Below are 20,196 nucleotides of genomic sequence, written 5' to 3'. Positions count from 1 at the left end.
ACCCCTCTGGGGTTGAGTGCACCATGGGGCATTGTTATCCGCCGGTTGCACCGGCGGCTATGGATGGTTCAAGCCCTTCGGGCTTAGGCTGTAAAAAGCTTGAAACTATAGTTTGCCGAATAGAATTACTAGCCGCACAAGTGTGCGACGCAACAGAGGCTGGATAGAGATCTAGCCGTTCGTTACAAAAAACAAAACAGCCACTTCAATGAAGTAGCTGTTTATTATTAAAAGCAATTATAACGAGCGGTACTGAGAGCAGGAAAAGTCTACGCTTTCTTCAGCGGAAACTCAATGGTAAAACAGCTGCCCTTGCCCAGCGTACTATCGGCTTTGATGCCGCCGTTGTGCGCTTCCACCACGGTTTTTACATAGCTGAGGCCAAGGCCAAACCCTTTCACGTTGTGCACGTTGCCGGTGTGGGCCCGGTAAAATTTTTCAAAAATACGTTTCAGTGTTTCGCGGGTCATGCCGATGCCGTTGTCCTCGATGCGCAGGATAAAACTGCTGGGCGTGGAATCGGTGGTGAGGCAAATGCGCGGCGCCACGTTTTCCTTGCTGTATTTCACGGCATTGTCCATCAGGTTGTTCACCAGGTTGGAGATATGCACTTCGTCGGCATCAATCAAATCATTGGTTGCGTTGAGATCGGTTTGGAGCTCGCCACTTTTTTCATTCAGGCGCAGCGCAAAGTTGTCGGCCACGTCTTCGATGATCTGGTGCACATGCAGCGGCTTTTTATTGAGCTGTATTTCCTGCCGCTCCATCAGCGCGGATTTTAAAATCGTTTCCACCTGTCGGTTCATGCGCTGGTTTTCTTCTTTAATAATGCCGGAGAAATACAGGAGCTTTTGCGGATCGTGCATCACCTTTTCGTTCTTCAGCGCATCCACCGCCAGGGATATGGTTGCAATAGGCGTTTTAAACTCGTGGGTCATGTTGTTGATAAAATCGTTCTTGATCTCGCTGAGCTTTTTTTGCTTCAGCATGGTGTGGATGGTGAGGTAAAATGCTGCAATAACTACTACCATCAACAGTATAGAAAACACCATGAGCGGCACCAGGCTTTTGGCCACAATATTTTTGATGCTGGGCACCACCACAATCAGCACTTCATCAAACGTCAGGTTCTCGGCAACAGAGCCTCCTGCAGGTACCAGCGGGTAGGTGTACGAATAGTGCGAAATCGAGTCTTCGTACCAATCGTAAAAGTTGGCCGATTTGCGTTCGAACACCAACGGCATATTGGTGCGGAACGTGGCAAGCCCAAATTCAAAGGGCACATCTTTCATGTGCTGCGCATCAAAGGCCAGCTTTATCTTATTATAAATTTCAAGGGTGGTAAAATGCTGCCCCACAATGTATGGCTTGGCCAGTTCCAGCGAAAAATTATCGGACAGGCCCGGGAATACCCGCACTTTGGCCGTAGGTGCATTGCCTTTGTACTCGGCCAGCTGCTGCCCCACCAACGTAGTGATGGCGGCTACTTTTTCCTTTACCTGTTCTTCCTTTAAGTGCAGCATATTGCGCAGCCACGACACCTGGATCCAGATGATGCCGAGCAGCGACAACGTGATGAGTGCGATGATGATGGGAAATGTCCGTTTCACTGGAACAAGTTGATGAAAAATTATGGGTTTACAAAAATCGGTGCCATCGGCGCATTTTGCTGGCACAAGATTATTGTACCCTACGGAAAGAAAGCTTGTTTCAACTGTTCGTTTACCTTTAATTTAACGTATGACAGAACCAGCCGCCGGTATTTTGCTTATTGCCGACCCGTTTTTGAAGGATCCCAACTTTATGCGTACCGTGGTGTTGCTGACGGAGCACCAGGATGAAGGCTCGGTGGGCTTTGTACTGAACCGACAGTATGAAAACACGCTGGACGAACTGATCCCGGAAATTGAAGGTTTTAAAGTGCCGGTGTACTACGGCGGGCCGGTACAGATGAATACGGTGCATTTCTTACACGGCCGCCCCGACCTGATTCCGGGCGGTGTTGAAATAATGGAAGGCGTGTTTTGGGGCGGCGATTTTGACACGGTGCTGGAGCACCTGCGGGACGAAACGCTGGACGTAAACGAGATCCGTTTTTTCATTGGCTACTCGGGGTGGGGCAACGGGCAACTGGACGGAGAAATGGCGGAAAAAACCTGGCTTACCGTGGAGGCAACTACCGACCTGATCTTTCATCCGAAGGTGGAGGAAATATGGAAAGATTCGTTGAAACACCTGGGTGGCGATTATGAAATGATGATCAACTTTCCTATCGACCCGCAGTTGAACTAATCGAATGCTATATTTATTTCATGTGATGAAATATGACGCATTTAATATTCGTGTACACCCTAAACATCCACACTTATGAGCAACGCTATTGAAAACGGTAAACCTTTTTCGCCTGCCGATGCGGTGGGCTACGCAGATGGCTCGGTAGTGAGCAAAACCATTCTTAAAAAACCTTCGGGAAACATCACGCTGTTTTCTTTCGACGCCGGCGAAGGCTTGTCGGAGCACAGCTCTCCGCATGAAGCACTGGTGCATATTCTGGATGGCAGTGCGGAAATATCCATTGCCGGTGCAGCGCAAACAGTGCAGGCCGGCCAGTGCATTATTTTACCGGGCAATGTGCCGCATGCACTGAAAGCGGTGGAACGCTTTAAGATGATGCTGGTGATGATTAAAAGCTAGCAGTGGTGTTATTGAGGTTTTGAACCACGAAGACACGAAGGGATGAAGGGGCAGGAAGGGTTTACTTTTGTGTTAGCCTTTTTATTATTGCTGAACGGTGGCGCTGGTGGTCGGTGTTGGTTGTCATTGCGAGGCGCAGCAGCGTATTACTACTTTTCTGAAATGGTGGCGCCGAAGCAATCTCCCGGAATTTATCGTGTCAAATAAACAATTACAACAAATACTCATTTGAGGAAAGGAGATTGCTTCGGCGCTCCAGTTACAACATGACAGGGACACCGCGGCTCCTCGCAATGACGACAGAGATGGCCGCCACTGCAGCGAAAATGCAACAGCATGAGCTGTCACAAAACTCCTACTCCAACACCACTTTACGATCCTTTGGATAACGAACCCGGTAACTGCTGGTCAGCTTTTTTTCTTCGCCGGGTGCTAGTGAAACATTCCAGGTCAGCAGGCCTGTTTCGCGGTCCCATTGTGCATCCGGGGCTTTTTGTTCGTCCACTTCAATTTCCTTATTTACCGATACAGGGAATTGGTCTTCAACAATCACGGTGATGGGTATGCGCTTATTATTGCGCACCGTAATTTCAAACGCTTTTGTTTCGGTGCGGTTGGCGCCAATCAGGCGCTTTGCCGTAAACTCCTTTACCAGCTTGCGTTGCACCCTTATGCCGTTGTCTTTACCCAACGCCAAGCCCAAGGTATCGCCGGCGTTGGCCAGGTCCAAATAAGTTTTACCCAAATAAGTGCCTTCGAAAAACAAGGATGCTTCACCCGGTTGCAGGTCCAGTTCCTGCCACGAAGTAATTTTCGCTGTTAAAAACGCAGCCGGATCCAATTTTGGCGCTGCATAATATTCAAACAGCGCAGGCACCGCCAATTTGCGAATAGGTATGATGGTGGTTTTGCCGTCGGTCTCCAGAGTGTATTTGTCTTCAATAGCATACACCGTGGTGGTAGGTTTATAATCGGTGGTTACTGCCACTGTTTGCAGCTCTTCTTGCTTCGCAGGTGCTGCAACCGCTCTTTTCAATTGAGCACCCGCAACACGGCCTTCCAATGCGGCATTTTGGGTGCCATAACCAACTACCACTACTTCATCCAAGGCGTTTTGCTGTTCGTTTAATTGAACATTAAAATATCCCGGTTTTAAAGAAAAGCTTTTAGATTCAAATCCAACAGCGCTAACCACAGCCACGGCCTGTACAGGCAGGTTTTGTAATTTAAAAAATCCATTGGCATCGGTAACGGTACTGCTACCACTGCGTACTTGCACAGTGGCGCCCGCCACGGGTTCGTTTTTATTGTTAGTAACACGTCCCATGGCCACACCCGGCTGCACCCGCTGGTTGCGCATCCATGCTGTGGAAGGGTCGTAAAAATTCAGTTGCCAGGGTTGCAGTTGCGATGGTGTGGCATTGTCGGTAGGGTTGCCGGTGCTCAGCAAGAGCGCCACATCTTTCCAGGTTTCGCCGCTGCGTTGAAATACGTTGGCGGTCATGGTCAGGTCGATGGGTTTGCCCACTTCGCCCACCCGCACATCGTAAGTGGCGTACCAGCCCGCGTCCTTCACCGTGTAAGTAAGCGTAAACCGGATGCTTCGTGTTTCCTTGCTTTCAATTAACGCAACAACGGAGTTGTGCACACTATCCCGCTTCTTGCCCATTTCACCAATCTGCATGCGGGTACGCTCCCACTCCTGCTGGGCCAATTGTACCCGTTTTGTGGTTTCCAATTGCTTTTGATATAACTCGGTCAGTCGCTGCCGGTGCAGGTCCAGCGCAGCTTGCAACTCGGCTGCTTTTACGCCGGTGCTGCCGCCAATAGCCTGGTTTTTGATCAGCATGGCTTCCTCCTGTTTGTACACTTCCAGCAGTTTGTTATCGGCGTCTATTTTATCCTTCAGACCCGCTTGTTTTTCCAGCAAAGCTTTTTCTTCCTGCTCCACTTTGCGTTCGCCAAAAAAGTCTTTCACAGCCTGCACCGACAACAGCGTGATGGCCGCATCTGCTTTAAGCTGTACGCTTTGTGCATCCAGTTGATTGGACAGGTTGGTAAACTGTATTTCGGACCGGCCGGGTTGCACCGCCACGGTTGCGGTTCGTTGGATTTGTGCACCGGAAGAAAACACGGTAACAGCCTGAATGGCCGTTTCAGCAGGTACTTTGCGCACCTGCGCCTGCAGCAAACCCTGGGGCAGCAAAGAAATGATAAGCAGTAGCTGTTTCATAAAGTATGTATTGGGCAAAACAAAGAGACGCAGGAACAATGGAATTACATAAAAATACGCAGCTCCATTTTGCTGCCTTGATGTAAAGGCAGCGCCGAGGGCCAAAAGGCTGCACATAAAAAAAGCTGCTGCCTCAGCGGACAACAGCTTTTTTATACAATGTAAAAACCGGTAAACTTATTCTACAACGGTAGCACCTTCTACCAGCACCGACACGCGGTTGTTGAGCACTTCTACAAAACCACCTTTGATGTCGTAATAATCAAAATGGTTCTGGCGGTCGCGCAACACCTTGATGCGGCCGGCCTTGAGGGCACTTACCAGCGGTGCGTGTTTATCCAGCACTTCAAACGAACCCGAAATGCCCGGCATCTGCACACCATACACTTCGCCGCTGAATAATTTGCGTTCCGGAGTCAATATTTCTAAAGTCATGAAATAGATTTTTAGTACTGAGTACTTAGTACCAAGACGCAGCACTCCTGGATTTATTCCAATTTGTTGTAAAAGCCCAGAATCATTTTGTAGATCTGGAACGCTTCATCAACAGCTGTCGTCCGTTGTTCCTCGGTTATAAACTTCAGCCTGCAAGCCAGTTCCAATTGTGTAACGACTTCGTTACAAGAACCCATCGCGATTTCCAAAAAATGCCGGAACTGCGCATTTGTGCTCCGGCCTGCGCCTTCGGAAATATTACTGGGTATTGAAACCGAGCTTCGCTTTAATTGACTTACCAAACCATAGCGCTCATCCTGCGGGAACTGTTTCACCAGTTCATATACTGCCGCCACAAAGTCAATCGATCGCTGCCAAATCTTAAGTTCCCGGAAATTGTGCATGGAGTTCAGTCTAAGTACTCAAATCTAAGTACTACGTACTGAAATCTTATCCCTGCGCCTGAGCCAGCAATTTCTTGCCTTTTTCAATCGCATCGTCGATGGTACCTACCAGGTTGAAGGCAGCTTCAGGGTACTCATCTACTTCACCGTCCATGATCATGTTGAAGCCACGGATGGTTTCTTCGATGGGCACCAGTACACCTTTCAAACCGGTGAACGCCTCGGCTACGTGGAACGGCTGCGACAGGAAGCGCTGTACCCGGCGGGCACGGCTTACAGTCAGTTTGTCCTCGTCGCTCAGTTCGTCCATACCCAGGATGGCGATGATGTCCTGCAGTTCCTTGTAACGCTGAAGGATCAGTTTCACACGGTTTGCTGTATTGTAGTGCGCTTCGCCCACTACAGAAGGCATCAGGATACGCGAAGTAGAATCCAGCGGATCCACGGCCGGATAGATACCCAAATCCGCGATCTTACGGGAAAGTACCGTAGTGGCATCGAGGTGGGCAAAGGTTGTTGCCGGAGCCGGATCGGTCAAGTCATCGGCAGGTACATAAACGGCCTGTACCGAAGTGATCGAACCATTTTTGGTAGAAGTAATGCGTTCCTGCATCAGACCCATTTCGGTAGCCAGCGTAGGCTGGTAACCTACCGCCGAAGGCATCCGGCCCAACAGGGCTGATACTTCGGAACCGGCCTGGGTAAAGCGGAAGATATTGTCCACAAAGAACAGGATGTCGCGGCCACGGCCGGTGCCATCACCATCGCGGAAGTATTCGGCAATGGTCAGACCCGAAAGGGCAACACGGGCACGGGCTCCGGGAGGTTCGTTCATCTGGCCAAACACGAAGGTGGCTTTAGAATCGGCCAGCTCTTCGGCGTTTACCTTGCTCAGGTCCCAGCCGCCTTCTTCCATGCTGTGTTTAAATGCGTCGCCGTATTTCATAATGCCGGCTTCGATCATTTCACGCATCAGGTCATTTCCTTCGCGGGTACGTTCGCCCACACCGGCAAATACCGACAAACCGGAATAAGCCTTGGCGATGTTGTTGATTAGTTCCTGGATGAGTACGGTTTTACCTACACCCGCACCACCAAACAAACCGATCTTACCACCTTTTGCATAAGGCTCGATCAGGTCAATAACTTTGATACCGGTAAACAGTACTTCGGTAGCAGTAGAGAGGTTTTCGAAAGCCGGCGGCTTGGCGTGAATGGGGCGGCCGTTCACTTTGGGCACGGGCGGCAATCCATCGATGGGGTCGCCGGTTACGTTGAACAGGCGGCCTTTAATGGCTTCGGAGGCAGGCATGGTAATGGGCGCACCGGTGTCTACTGCGTCCACTCCGCGGGTCAAACCCTCGGTACCATCCATGGCGATGGTGCGCACACTGTCTTCGCCCAGGTGTTGCTGCACTTCCAGCACCAGTTTTTCGCCGTTGCCGCGATTGATTTCAAGCGCATTGAAAATTTCGGGCAGCTGGCCTTCGAACTGTACGTCCACCACCGCGCCGATGATTTGTTTAACCTTACCAACTTTTGCCATAAATAGCGTTTGTAAAGGGGGAGTTATCTATAAAAGAACCGGCACCCTTTGACACCGGTTTTAGTTTCAGGCTGCAAAGGTAAGGGGATGGGGGTAATTAGCAAATGATACCCGCACATATAATATGGCCGCAGCGGCGGATTTTTCCCCAATTGTGGGATAAAATTTTTTACGCTGGTTTAAATGAGCGGTATTACTGGCGAATACACGTTTCCCCATCGTTTCCAACCATGCATGGTTCCAACTGGTTAAACATATGAGAAGCGGTTTTAATTCGCTAACTTTCTACAGCTTAAGCCTCCACCAGAAAATCAACGCATATGCCCTTCCGGCTCCAGCTCTTTTTATTGCTGCTTTTACCGGCAATTTGTGTGGCCCAAAAACAAGCCAGCGATTATAACCAACAGATCCGGCAGCTTAGCCAGCAGGTGCAACAGGCCGCCTCCGATTCGGAAAAGGTGGCGGCACTGGGGCGGCTGGCCATCCATTATTATATTTATAAAGACGCCACTAAAGGCGACAGCGTGCTGCAGGAGCAGCTTTCGCTGGCCGAAAGCTCTGCTAACCGGAACCTGGTATTGCAGGTGCTGTTTTCCTACACAGCCCAAAACATCAACTCCTGGAATTCGGTGGCCACATTCGACAAGGCGCTGCAGTTTGTAGACCGCGGCCTTGCCCATGCCCGTTCGATAGGCAGGCACGACTATCAGGCGATGGCGCATATCCGCAAGGCCGCCATCTTGCGCAACCGGAACCGGTTTGATGCCGCTTTGGAACAAACGGCACAGGCTGCGCTGGCTCTTGAAAAATCGCCGCAGGATTCGGTGCGGACGGCGCTACTACTGGAGATTGGTGATATTTTTTTAGGTAAAGGCAACGCACTGACCGCGTATGAACACTACAATCAGGCATACGACCTGGCTTATACCGAAAAGGCCTACGGGCAGCAAACAGCCGCATTTCACCACATAGCCATGCTATACAACGGCTTGGGCCGGGCCGACCTGGCCGAAAATATTCTGCACAAAAGCCTGGAGGCAAACCGCGGCCGGAAAGATCCACATGGCATGCTCTACGATTATGTGGACCTGGCGCGGGTGGCAGAACAGAAAGAATACATCCAGCGGGCACTGCAACTGTCGGACAGCCTCGGTTCGGAACGCAACCGGATGTTTGCCAAACAACTCATGTTTGCCTACCACATGGTGGTGGAGAAAAACAGCGCTGCCGCACTGAGCTACCTGCACAACAATCCCGACCTGTACCAATTGCAACTCAACCGCGGGCCGGCACAGTTTCAGTGGCAGATCGGCTCGGTATATTTTTACGCCAGTCAGCCCGATTCGGCAATTGTTTATTATAAAAATGCGGAGTCTGAACTACGCCAGGCACTTGATGCACCGGGGCTGATCGAGCTGAACCAAAACATTGGTAATTGCTACCTGCAGCTAGGCGCACCGGACAAGGCACTCCCCTATTTTGCATCGGCCCTGAGCCTTTCCCGCCAGTTGTGCACCTTGCTCGCCAACCGGCAACTGCTGCTATCAACCAGCCAGGCACAGGCGGCCATCGGCGATTATAAAGCAGCACACAGTTCCAACGAAGAGTACCTTTTATACCTCGATTCGGCCAACCGGGTAAACAGCGGACGCGAACTGGCGCTGCTGGAGGTGGAGCGGGCCAACAATATTCACCAGCACGACCTGCAGGAACTGGAGCACAAAATGGAGCGGGAAAAATACCTGCAATACAACATTATTTCGCTGGCTATCGTGGTACTTTTCGTGTTCCTGATTGTGGCCGGCATGTTTCCCGTATCGAAGTTTGTTACCAAGATGCTGGGGTATATTTCGTTTATCTGCCTGTTCGAGTTTATTATCCTCCTCATCGATACCAGCCTGCACCACGCAGCACACGGTAAGCCGCTCTACATCTGGCTGGGCAAAATTTTTATTATCGCCCTGCTGGTGCCCATTCACCACTTTTTGGAACACCTGGTGGTGAAGTTTGTACAATCGCAAAAACTGAAGCAACTCCGCAGCCGGGTTTCTTTAAAAAACTGGAACAAGGCCGGTGGCAAACGCATTAAAACTGTGGCGGCAAGCCGGCACGAGGATGCTGCCGCCACATGACCGGTTCCGTTTTAAAAAAAACAACCTCAATTCATTTCCAGCCCATCGCCGCAGGGCGACGGTGGCGGGCAAAGTTTGTTGGGTTCAAAATATTTGTAGGTGAGTGCAACTGCGGCGGCCTTGCTGGTTTGGGCCGGCGTGTAGGCCACCTGCATCAAAATGGTAGGATCGTCGCGGCGCATGGGCCCTTCATTATCGGTGTAGGAGGCAAGGAAAAACTTTACAGTCGGCTGGTCCGACTCCTGGCTCAGGATCTGGATCAGCTCTTCGCGGTCAAATTCGGCGATGAGTTGGTTCACCTTTTTTACCCGGCCTTTTTTGTGGTTTTCGTACATGCCGTTGGCCTTGGCGCGGTCCACTTCTCTGCGTTCGGATTGCTGTTTGCCCAACTTACGCAGCAAAGAAGCTTCCTGCGCATCCTGCTGGCCGTGCAGCGTACACGATGCAATGATGATGGCGACTAAACTGTAAACAATGATTTTCATGATGGAGTTTTTTGCGTGGTGTCTTTAAAGTTCCATATTAAAAAATCCAAATGCAAGTGCCGCAGCACAATTACCTGACACGGGTTATTGTATATTTGAAATTATCGGCGCATATTTAATTACCTGCTTTTCACAGTAAGGAAAAAAGCACTTGTTTGTTCCCGTTACATCGTTTTACTAACCCCAAATACCTGTAACAATGATCAACTTCAGGCAAAGCCTGTACACCGAGGAACACGCCTTTAAGCCGCTGCAGCCGGGCACCACGCCACCCGGCGACATTTGCGGGCTGGCCATCAACCTCAATCACGTGCTGGTAAAAAATAACAACACGCCGGCGGTGGCACCGTTACCGGGTTATGCAAAACTGTATTTCCTTAACATGGTTGCAGCCAATATGGGCGGCACCAGCCTGCGGCTGCACCTGAAGGCTTTTGAAAAAGTGGAGAACGACGATGCGCTGAACGTGGACAAAACCCTGTGTTCCTGGCAGCGCAACAAACCCGGCGAAACGGCCCCTGCCGACGTACATGTGTTTTCGGCACTGATCAAAAGCAAGCAACCGCTGCGCGACACGGCTTCGGTACTTTCGGAGGTGCAGCGCGACAGCAGTTTTAAGCTGCTTTCTGCAGCGTTGGATAATTTACTGAAAAGCAAAACCGGCGTGGAGGATATCAGCAACCTGGTGTTTAACCTGGCAGGCATTGTAGGCAAATACCTGGGCAAGGTGGATGAAAAGCCGCTGTTTTGCTGGCTGCAAAGTTTTACCGACATGGGCAGCAACAGCGAAGTGTTGGGCAAAACCGAAAAGGCTGCCGGCAACCTGTATGCCTCTATGGGTTTATCGATAACTATTAAAGATGAAGTGCGGGTAGAGGATGAAGCCCTGCTGGAGCGCACCGACCGCAGGCCTGCAGCAATCGGGCGGTTATTTTAATCAAAAGCCACCAGCTTCCGACTACGCACCTTTTTGCCTTTTGACTTTTGCGTTCTTACGCTGCTTTCCCGCCCTCCATCGCCACGCCCATATTGCTGCCGGCAATGGGGCCAAACTGCTGTAGGTAACGCTGCATGGCCAGTTCCTTCATTTTGGCTTCCAGCACGATATCCACTACGTAGCCGTATGTATTGATGGGCTCGTAAATAAAATCGGCGTGGGCCTCTTTCTTAGCCGTGGGGTCTTCGTTGTGCCGTCTGGATGAAGAATAATGGAAAAGCGGCTTGACTTTCCAGGTGCTGTACGCTGCTTCAAAAGCTTCTTGCTCCGTTAAGTTGCCGGGGTGCAGGCTGTGGTGAAAATAATCAAACACTATAGGAATGCCGATGTACTGATGCAGCGGCAGCAGGTTTTCCACCGTAAACAAGCCCGGTTTATCATCGTTCTCCACCGACAGGCGGCCCCGCAAGTTGGCCGACAGCAGCGCAAAGTTTTGCGCAAAGCGGCGTAGCGTTTCGACTTTATCGCCGTAGGCGCCGCCCACGTGAATGTTTATTTTGTGCCAATGCGTGGCGGGCAGGCCCATCAGGTCGAAGATCTCGGAATGCGTTTCCAGGTCTTTGATCGTGTTGTCCAAAGTGGCGCCGCTGCCTGCCAGTTTATTGAACGGACCGGGATGCGAGGTAAGCCGCACCGGGTGCCGGCCCACGGCTTCCAGCAATTCGCGTATTTCCCGGAAATCGGGCAGCTCGGTAATGCGGTATTCTGAGGCCCAAGGGAAAAGATCGGAAGTAACACGGAACAGGTGCACACCGTTGGCCACGTTCCATTCCACAATCTGCAGCAGTGCCTGCGCATTTTGCAACGCCAGTTGCGATGCATACTGCACGCCTTTTTCCAAAAAAGTACGGCGGATCATGCCCCGGTTGGTGGTCACGCCCTGTTCGTTCAGGCTCAGGTTAATGCAGGCATATCCGAGGTTAATCATTTCTTGTTCTTTTTGGTGGGTGTATTATTAACCGGCGCAGTTTCATATTGTTCAATATGTGCCTGCGCTGCCGCCCGGTAATCGGGGTCGTTTTTGGCCTGTTGCCATTGCTCGTAAAAAATGCGCGCAGCAGCTGCTTTCTCCGGGTCGGCATCCAACGGCAGCATGTCGCGGCCATGGGCGCCGCTGCGGCCTTTCTGATCCTGCGGCACCGGGCCATCGTATTTTTTGCCGGATTTATGATTGGCGTAGCGCCGGCTGCGGGTGTAGCCCATTTGCAAAAACTTGCGGGCCATATCCATGCCCACAAAATCGCCGGCCGCCTTATAATCCAGGAACATCTGGTACAGCGTATCGGCCGACTGCCGCGCTATTTCAGGTGTTTTGAAACGCCAGTGCGGCAACAGCTCCGATTTGTATGGCTGCACCAGCAAAACGCCCTGTTCGCCTTTGCCCACCCGGTACAGGTGTGGCTGCCGGCGCAGGTCCAGCCCAGCATAATCCAGCGAATAATCGAAGGGCAACCGCTTCATATGGGGCAGGGTGCAAAATGCTGTCCAAAAGAAAAACGGCGCGGCAATTTTTATAATACCAGACGTTTTTACGGACATACAACCATTTACAAACATGATTATAATTTAAAATCCATTACTTTTGCACGCCTTTTGCAACTAACTGCTTTACCAAACCCACTTTATGAAATCGTACAAACAAATCAGACGCGTTCAGATCTCGGTATTGCGCTTTTATCACAAGCATCCTGCAATGGCCCAGCGCACCCTTCACTTTAAAATCTTTGTTTCCGCCTTGGTTTTGTTTAGTTTCCTTGTTTTGTGTTCCTCCCTATTCCTGCACTAAGCAGCGTGCCTGAAATTTGGGGAGCATGGAAAAATACTCCACACATTGTGGGGAAAACTGAGCAGTAAAACAACAAAAGGTCTATTGCCGGAAAGCAGTACCAGCACTCTGAAGCACATTTGCCCATATAAAAAGTATGGGCATTTTTTTTGTCCAGCTTAGCTGTATGAAACAGCTATTAATCCTCCTCGCATTTTGCAGCACCCTATTGAGCGCCTGTGGCAATGCACAGGTAAATGGTGAAAGCTCGGACGAAGGCAGTACCGAAGAAAAAGCCAAGAAAAACGTAAGCCGCCGCGATTACAGCATTACCCCCGACGTTGCCTATTCGGATCTGTTCCTGGATAGTGCGGCGCTGGAAAATTTTATTAGCACCAAATCCACCCCCGACTCTATTTCCCGCCGGATGCGGTCGTTTTACAATACCCGCAACTACCAGTTTGCCTGGTTTACCTCCAGCGGGCTTACCGAGCAGGCCCGCGGTTTCTGGAACCTGCACGACTACCACACATCGGCCAACAGCCACGATACCGTACTCCACGACAAGGAATTGGAAAAACGCATGGACGACCTGCTGGCAGCCGAATCGCTTTCGGTAAAAAGCAGCGATGCAAAATCCATCAACACCGAACTGGCGCTTACCCAGCATTTTATCCAGTACATGATGGCGGAGTTTGACGGCGGTTATGTAAAGCGCAAGGAAATGGAGCGGTTTATTCCGCGGAAAAAAGAAGATGCCGTGTACCTGGCCGATTCGCTGTACAACAAAAAACACAAGGACAACAAATATTTTGAAGATGTGCACCGCCCCTACGGCCTGCTGAAGGAGCAGTTGGGCAAATACATTGAAATTGTAAAAGCCGGCGGCTGGCAACCCATCCCCGCAGGCACCAAAACGCTGCGCAAAGGCACTTCAAACCCGGTGATTGCGGTGGTGAAAAAACGCCTGCAAATTACCGGCGACCTGCCCGTTGCAGACAGCAGCTATGCTTTTTCCGACACACTGGAAACTGCGGTAAAACAGTTCCAGGCAAGGCATGGCCTTACCGACGATGGCATCATCAATGCGGCAACCATCAAAGAAATGAACGTACCGGCGGAAGCCCGCTTGCAGCAATTGCTGATGAACTTGGGCCGGATGCGCTGGCTGCCACCCGATCCATCGGGCAAACTGATCCTGGTAAATATCCCGGAGTTTATGCTGCACGTGTATGAGGGCAAAAACCGGGTGTTTGATATGGTAGTGGTAGTGGGCAAACAAGGCACCAACACCACCATGTTTACTGGTGACCTGAACCAGATCGTGTTCAGCCCATACTGGAACCTGCCCACTTCTATTGTAAAAAATGAAGTACTGCCGGCAATGCAACGTAACCCCAATTACCTGGATGGGCAGAACATGGAAATTGTAAGCGACAAAGGCGATCTGCCCACCATCCGGCAAAAGCCCGGGCCGGGCAACGCGTTGGGCAAGGTGAAATTTTTGTTCCCCAACTCCTTTGATATTTATTTCCACGACACGCCTTCGAAAAGCTTGTTTGAACGCACCAAGCGGGCATTTAGCCATGGCTGTATCCGTCTGGCCGAGCCGGAGAAAATGGCTAACTACCTGCTGCGCGACCAGCCCGAGTGGACGCCCGACCGCATTAACGATGCGATGAATGCAGGCGAGGAAAAATATGTAAAACTGAAAGACCCGGTGCCTGTAGTAATTACCTACTACACTGCATGGGTGGACGATGCGGGTAAACTAAATTTCCGCGAAGACATTTACGGCCACGACAAACGCCTGGCTGCTAAAATGTTCCCCAGCTCGCTGCAGCAAAACGGAGCCAGCACAAAGGATTCGATGGCAGTGGCACAGCGCTAAGGAAAGATCCGCGTGGTTATAAAACCACGGAGACAGGGAAGGCAGGGAGGAACACGGTTTAGTTAAACAATGTGTTGCTCACTGCCTTTCCTGTCTTTTTGTTTTACTAAATGCCCGACCTGCCCATTCCTCCCCTTCCGGCTATATTTGCGCTTCAACAATTTTGGTATGATGCAATTGGTGGAGGTTACGGGCCCCGCATTGGAAAAAGCTTTTCTGGCAGTGAACGTTTGGGTAAACAAGGGCAATCCAGCCTATATCCAACCGTTGGATAAAGACATCCTGGAGACATTTGACCCGGCGAAAAACAAAGCGTTTCGTTTTGGCACCGCCCGGCGCTGGCTGCTGAAAGACGATAGCGGCCAGTACGTAGGGCGCATCGCTGCATTTATCAATAAAAAATACCGCTCAAAAGGCGATGACGGCCCTGTTGGCGGTGTGGGCTTTTTCGATTGTATCAACAACGATGAAGCAGCCAACCTGCTTTTCGACACTGCCAAACAATGGCTTGAAAGCGAAGGCATGACCGCCATGGATGGGCCCATCAACTTTGGCGAACGCGACCGCTTTTGGGGCCTGGTGGTGGAAGGTTTCCAGGAGCCGCTCTATGGCATGAACTACAACCCGCCCTACTACCAGCACCTGTTTGAGCAGTACGGCTTTCAACCTTTTTTCAATCAAATTTGCCTGGGCATGGACCCCAAAAGCAAGCTTAAAAACAAAATGTTTGAGCGCCACGCTGCCCTTGCCGCCGACCCCGATTTTTCATCGCAGCACATTCGTAAAAATAGGCTCGACAAGTTTGCACAGGATTTTACCACCGTATACAATGCAGCATGGGCGGGCCATGGCGGCATGAAGACGATGAAGCTGGAACAGGTAAAACTGATGTTCAAAAAAATGGCGCCGGTAATGGACGAACGGCTGGTTTGGTTTACCTACTATAAAGGCGAACCGATTTCGATGTTCATTAACCTGCCCGACCTGAACCAGTGGTTCAAGCACCTGCACGGCAAGTTTGACCTGTGGCACAAACTGAAATTTTTGTGGATCAAAAAAACAAAGCCGGCTAAAAAGTTTACCGGGCTGGCCTTTGGCGTGGTGCCCGAGTTTCAGGGAAAAGGTGTGGACGCCTACATGATTGGCGAAGCCGCAAAAGTGGTGCAGCAACCCAACGTTCATTACGAGGAATACGAGATGCAGTGGATCGGCGACTTCAACCCGAAAATGGTGAACATTGCCCAAAGCCTCGGCGAAACCAACATTACCCGCAGGCTGGTTACCTACCGCTACAATTTCGACCGGACGAAGGAGTTTAAGCGGCACCCGGTTTTGAATTAGGGGAAAGACCGAAAAGTCAGTAAAGACAGTAAAGTCGGAAAAGGTGTGGCTGTATTTGGCAAATGCTTTTACAAGGAGGAATTGGAACGTTCTCCTTTTTCCTTTTAAACTGATTCGGCTGGAGAAAACTTCATTCTCGGGAATTGTCATGCCGAACTTGTTTCGGCATCTCCTTCAAAATGCTATTAATGGCATGTTAGAAAAACCTTCAGATTTTAATGATGCTTCATTGCGCAGGAGGTGCCGAAACAAGTTCGGCATGACACACGCCAGGCACAAAGTCTTCCTTTATTTTCAAACAGAATGTTTTAAAAAGGACACCTTCGATCACCCCAACTTTCTTTCCCGTCTTTCCTGTCTTTTCCGACTTTCCCGACTTCTCTCTTACCTTCGCCTTCAGCAAGCACTATGGAAAAATTTATTGTTTCGGCACGTAAATACAGGCCCCAAACCTTCGATACGGTGGTGGGCCAGCAACATATCACCACGACGCTTAAAAATGCCATCCGCACGGGCCACCTGGCGCATGCGTTTTTGTTTTGTGGTCCGCGGGGCGTGGGCAAAACCACCTGTGCCCGCATCCTGGCCAAAACCATCAACTGCGAAGCGCAGCAACCCGATGGCGAAGCCTGCAATGAGTGCCACTCCTGCCGCTCATTTAACGAAGGCACTTCGCTGAATATCCACGAACTCGATGCCGCCTCCAACAACTCTGTGGAAGACATCCGGGCACTGGTAGAGCAGGTACGTTTTGCGCCGCAGGCGGGCAAATACAAAGTGTACATCATCGATGAGGTGCACATGCTGTCGTCGGCTGCGTTCAACGCGTTTTTGAAAACGCTGGAAGAGCCGCCACCCTACGCCATTTTTATTTTGGCTACTACCGAAAAACACAAGATCCTGCCCACCATTTTAAGCCGGTGCCAGATCTTCGATTTCAAACGCATTACCCTGCAGGATACGGTGGACCATCTGCAAGGCATCGGCATCAAAGAAGCATTTGCTACCGACGAAGCGGCGCTGCAAATGATTGCGCAAAAAAGCGAAGGCTGCATGCGTGATGCGCTGAGTATTTTGGATAAGATCGTTTCTTTTACAAACGGCCAGGTTACTTACGACAATACCATTGAGCACCTCAACATCCTCGACGCCGATTATTATTTCCGGCTGATGGATTGTATGCTGGCCCAGGACCTGGCCGGTGCGTTGCTGCTGTACGACGACATCAATAAAAAAGGATTTGAAGGCGATGCCGTACTCAACGGCTTTGCCGAAACCATCCGCAACCTGCTTATTTGCAAAGACGACCGCGTGGCCGGTTTGCTTGAGGTTGTGGACAGCTTCCGCCAGCGCTACCGCGATATGGCCCGCCGCACTTCGGCCGGCTACCTCATTAGCGCCCTGAACCTGCTGACTGAAGCGGAGATTGCCTATAAAACGGCCCGCAACAAACGGCTGCACGTGGAGCTGGCCCTGATCAAACTTTGTTACCTGCAGCAGGCGCTGGAACTATCGGCCACGGACGGTGGGCTGGATAAAAAAAAAACAGCTGACGCCAGGCCCGTAGCTTTTAAAAACATCAATCCAATCGTTGCCCGGTCGGTAAGCGGCGCCACACCACCGGCAAGCAAACCTATACCACCACCACCGCCGCCACCCGTGGCAGCGGGTGCTACACTGGTTATTGAAACAGCACCGACTGCGGCAAAACCCGTCGCTCCGCCGCCGCCACAACCAAGGCCGGAACCAACGCCTGTGGCCACTGCAAACACGGCTACCACTGCGACTGCCAAACCCAAATTGGGATCGCTGGCGGCGCTGCGCCAAAAAATAGAACAAACAACCGGCAGCCAAACGGAAGCCGTGCATGTGCCGCTGGAACAGGACCGCTTGCAAACCGGCTGGGATCAATTCATTGCCATACTCGAAAGCGAAAAAAACCCGGCGGCGCAAAGCTTTAAACTGGCGCAGCTCATTATCAAAGACGAAAACAGTTTTGAAGCCACTGCTACCAATAACCTGCAGCAGAAGTTCCTGGAGCTGGAACGCAACCGTGCCTGCGGCTTTTTGCAAAAAGAACTGCACAACCGGCACCTGCAGTTTGCGGTAGCGCTCATCGAGTCCGACGAACCCGTGGATCTTTCCGACCTGCCGCTTTCGTCTAAACAACAATACCAGAAAATGATTGAACAATACCCGCTGGTAAAAGAACTGCGCGAACGGCTGCGGCTGGACCTGGACTTGTAGGCCGAGTTCACGGGTTCACAAGTTCACGAGTTTACCAGTTATCGAATCAGTTTATAATTTGTTTTAACCCAACTTGTGAACCTGTGGACTAGTGAACCCGTGAACTTTCTCCACGAAAAAATCATCTGGCGGCTTTAAACTGTTTTGGCTTAATTTCACGCCGCATTTTACTGCGCATTATTACATAAATATTTACCAATGGCTGAAGTGATTTTAATGCCCCGCCTGAGCGATACAATGACCGAAGGCGTGATTGCAGCATGGCATAAAAAAGTAGGCGACCCTGTGAAAAAAGGCGACCTGCTGGCAGAAATAGAAACCGATAAAGCTACCATGGAACTGGAAAGCTATAAGGATGGCGTGTTGCTGCACACAGGTGCCGACAAGGGCGGCAAACTTCAGGTAAATGACCTGTTGGCCATCATTGGCCAGGCAGGCGAAGATATTTCGCAGCACTTGAACGGTGGCGGCGCTGCTGCCCCGCAAGCCGCTCCTGCCCCGCAAGCCGCTCCTGCAGCCGAAGCTGCTCCGGCCCCCGCCGCTGCCCCACAAGCACAAGCTGCTGCACCAGTGTCGGCCGCACAGGCGCCGGCAATGGATTTGTCGAAAATGGAAGAAGTGGTGCTGATGCCCCGACTGAGCGATACCATGACCGAAGGTGTGATTGCTGCCTGGCACAAAAAAGTTGGCGACGACGTAAAGAAAGGCGACCTGCTGGCGGAGATCGAAACCGATAAAGCCACCATGGAGCTGGAAAGCTATAAAAACGGAAAACTCTTGTTTCAGGGTGCTGAAAAAGGACAAAAGATTGCCGTAAACGACCTCCTCTGCATTATTGGCGAAGAAGGAAAAGTAGATGTTGACGGTATTGTTGCGGCATCGAAAGGTGGCGCACCTGCAGGCGCCGCAGCTCCTGCACAGCCCGAAGCTGCACCTGCAGCCCAACCCGAAGCTGCTGCTGCAGAACAGTCAGAAGCATCATCTGACGGTGGCCGCATTAAAGCATCACCGCTGGCTAAAAAACTGGCTGCCGAAAAAGGCATCGACCTGAAACAGGTACAGGGAAGCGGCGATAGCGGACGCATTACCAAAAACGACATCAATAACTTCAAACCTCAGGCCCAGCCGGCTGCACAACAAGCTGCCGCACAGGCACCAGCCGCTGCACCGCAAGCACAGGCCCAGCCCGTAATTGCCGGCCAGGAAGGTTATACCGACCATACCCTTTCGCAAATGCGCAAGGTGATTGCCAAGCGCTTGGGCGAAAGCAAGTTTACCGCGCCGCACTTCTACTTGACCATGGAAATAAACATGGACAAGGCAATGGAAGCCCGCACGCAGATGAACGAGATCAGCGCAGTGAAAATTTCGTTCAACGATATGGTGGTAAAAGCCGCCGCTATGGCCCTGCGCAAGCACCCGGCTGTAAATGCTACCTGGATGGGCGAATTTATCCGCCAGTACCAGCACATTCATATTGGTGTGGCCGTGGCTATTGAAGATGGTTTGATTGTACCGGTGGTGCGCCATGCCGACCAAAAGCCGCTGAGCGCCATTGCTGCCGAAACCAAAGAACTGGCCGGCAAAGCAAAGAACAAAAAGCTGCAGCCCAACGAATTCACCGGAAATACTTTTACCATTTCCAACCTGGGCATGATGGACATTGAAGAATTTACCGCCATCATCAACCCGCCCGATAGCGCCATCATGGCCGTGGGCCGCATCAAGGAAATCGTGGTGCGCAAAGGCGACGGATTTGGTTTCAGCAACGTGATGAAAGTAACCCTCAGCGCCGATCACCGCACCGTAGATGGCGCGGTTGGTGCCGCCTTCCTGCAAACCTTCAAGCGCTTCCTGGAAAACCCGGTGACGATGCTAGTGTAACGGGAGGAGTTGACAGTTGGTAGATGATAGTTGACAGTAGAATTTTCACTGTCCTAAAACATAAAAACAGGCCTGGAATCAATCCGGGCCTGTTTTGTTTTTATAACCTATCTTAAAAAGTTCAACTACCAACTACCAACTA

Annotated in this window: 16 protein-coding genes; 8 read left to right on the top strand and 8 right to left on the bottom strand. The window is 51.1% G+C overall.

Translation table 11 applies throughout. The features are described from left to right. Positions 1-269 precede the first annotated feature (269 nt). Positions 270-1,610 carry a sensor histidine kinase gene (locus DRJ53_RS12240; protein WP_114235914.1) on the bottom strand — a complete coding sequence of 447 codons (1,341 nt, stop codon included), beginning with the start codon at positions 1,608-1,610 and terminating at the stop codon, positions 270-272. Positions 1,611-1,740: 130 nt separating this feature from the next. Here DRJ53_RS12240 and DRJ53_RS12235 point away from each other — a divergent pair, with 130 nt between their 5' ends. Further along, complete coding sequence (locus tag DRJ53_RS12235; protein ID WP_114235913.1) at positions 1,741-2,292, top strand: YqgE/AlgH family protein; 552 nt, start codon at positions 1,741-1,743, stop codon at positions 2,290-2,292. A 75-nt stretch (positions 2,293-2,367) separates the two neighbouring features. Further along, complete coding sequence (locus tag DRJ53_RS12230) at positions 2,368-2,694, top strand: cupin domain-containing protein (RefSeq protein ID WP_114235912.1); 327 nt, start codon at positions 2,368-2,370, stop codon at positions 2,692-2,694. Positions 2,695-3,049: 355 nt separating this feature from the next. Here DRJ53_RS12230 and DRJ53_RS12225 read toward each other — a convergent pair whose 3' ends face one another. The 4 genes from DRJ53_RS12225 to atpD form a co-directional block, all read right to left on the bottom strand. Continuing rightward, positions 3,050-4,927, bottom strand: coding sequence for a DUF4139 domain-containing protein (locus DRJ53_RS12225; protein ID WP_162303865.1), 1,878 nt, complete (start codon positions 4,925-4,927; stop codon positions 3,050-3,052). Between the two features lie 177 nt (positions 4,928-5,104). Beyond that, positions 5,105-5,362, bottom strand: coding sequence for an ATP synthase F1 subunit epsilon (atpC, locus tag DRJ53_RS12220; RefSeq protein WP_114235910.1), 258 nt, complete (start codon positions 5,360-5,362; stop codon positions 5,105-5,107). Positions 5,363-5,415: 53 nt separating this feature from the next. Next, positions 5,416-5,766 (bottom strand): four helix bundle protein, encoded by a 351-nt coding sequence (locus DRJ53_RS12215; RefSeq protein ID WP_114235909.1) that lies wholly within the window; start codon positions 5,764-5,766, stop codon positions 5,416-5,418. A gap of 46 nt (positions 5,767-5,812) precedes the next feature. Next, positions 5,813-7,312: a F0F1 ATP synthase subunit beta gene (gene atpD, locus DRJ53_RS12210; protein ID WP_114235908.1), complete on the bottom strand. Its 1,500-nt coding sequence runs from the start codon at positions 7,310-7,312 to the stop codon at positions 5,813-5,815. A 320-nt stretch (positions 7,313-7,632) separates the two neighbouring features. On the opposite strand from atpD, the gene DRJ53_RS12205 reads away from it, so the two are divergent. Further along, entirely contained in the window at positions 7,633-9,444 is a 1,812-nt protein-coding gene (locus tag DRJ53_RS12205) for a tetratricopeptide repeat protein (protein WP_114235907.1), read from the top strand. A gap of 26 nt (positions 9,445-9,470) precedes the next feature. On the opposite strand, the gene DRJ53_RS12200 is transcribed toward DRJ53_RS12205, so the two are convergent. Beyond that, positions 9,471-9,929, bottom strand: coding sequence for a hypothetical protein (locus DRJ53_RS12200; protein WP_114235906.1), 459 nt, complete (start codon positions 9,927-9,929; stop codon positions 9,471-9,473). A gap of 199 nt (positions 9,930-10,128) precedes the next feature. Here DRJ53_RS12200 and DRJ53_RS12195 point away from each other — a divergent pair, with 199 nt between their 5' ends. After that, positions 10,129-10,866: a hypothetical protein gene (locus DRJ53_RS12195; protein WP_114235905.1), complete on the top strand. Its 738-nt coding sequence runs from the start codon at positions 10,129-10,131 to the stop codon at positions 10,864-10,866. Positions 10,867-10,921: 55 nt separating this feature from the next. On the opposite strand, the gene uvsE is transcribed toward DRJ53_RS12195, so the two are convergent. Next, complete coding sequence (uvsE, locus tag DRJ53_RS12190; protein ID WP_114235904.1) at positions 10,922-11,854, bottom strand: UV DNA damage repair endonuclease UvsE; 933 nt, start codon at positions 11,852-11,854, stop codon at positions 10,922-10,924. Beyond that, positions 11,851-12,387 (bottom strand): DUF4385 domain-containing protein, encoded by a 537-nt coding sequence (locus DRJ53_RS12185; RefSeq protein ID WP_114235961.1) that lies wholly within the window; start codon positions 12,385-12,387, stop codon positions 11,851-11,853. Before DRJ53_RS12185 ends, uvsE begins: the two co-directional genes overlap by 4 nt. Before the next feature lie 491 nt (positions 12,388-12,878). Between DRJ53_RS12185 and DRJ53_RS12180 the strand changes: the two genes are divergently transcribed. The 4 genes from DRJ53_RS12180 (at position 12,879) to DRJ53_RS12165 (ending at position 20,054) form a co-directional block, all read left to right on the top strand. Next, complete coding sequence (locus DRJ53_RS12180; RefSeq protein ID WP_114235960.1) at positions 12,879-14,582, top strand: L,D-transpeptidase family protein; 1,704 nt, start codon at positions 12,879-12,881, stop codon at positions 14,580-14,582. A gap of 168 nt (positions 14,583-14,750) precedes the next feature. Further along, the gene (locus tag DRJ53_RS12175; protein WP_241558531.1) at positions 14,751-15,923 is read left to right on the top strand and encodes a hypothetical protein; all 1,173 of its coding nucleotides are present in this window, start codon (positions 14,751-14,753) and stop codon (positions 15,921-15,923) included. A 408-nt stretch (positions 15,924-16,331) separates the two neighbouring features. Then, positions 16,332-18,170 (top strand): DNA polymerase III subunit gamma/tau, encoded by a 1,839-nt coding sequence (locus DRJ53_RS12170; RefSeq protein ID WP_114235903.1) that lies wholly within the window; start codon positions 16,332-16,334, stop codon positions 18,168-18,170. A 198-nt stretch (positions 18,171-18,368) separates the two neighbouring features. Further along, positions 18,369-20,054 (top strand): pyruvate dehydrogenase complex dihydrolipoamide acetyltransferase, encoded by a 1,686-nt coding sequence (locus DRJ53_RS12165; protein ID WP_114235902.1) that lies wholly within the window; start codon positions 18,369-18,371, stop codon positions 20,052-20,054. Positions 20,055-20,196 lie beyond the last annotated feature (142 nt).

The organism is Paracnuella aquatica, from assembly GCF_003332885.2.
In the GTDB taxonomy this organism is placed as follows: domain Bacteria; phylum Bacteroidota; class Bacteroidia; order Chitinophagales; family Chitinophagaceae; genus Flavisolibacter; species Flavisolibacter aquaticus.
Note: the sequence above shows the minus strand (reverse complement) of the source record. Positions and strands in the feature narration are given on the sequence as shown.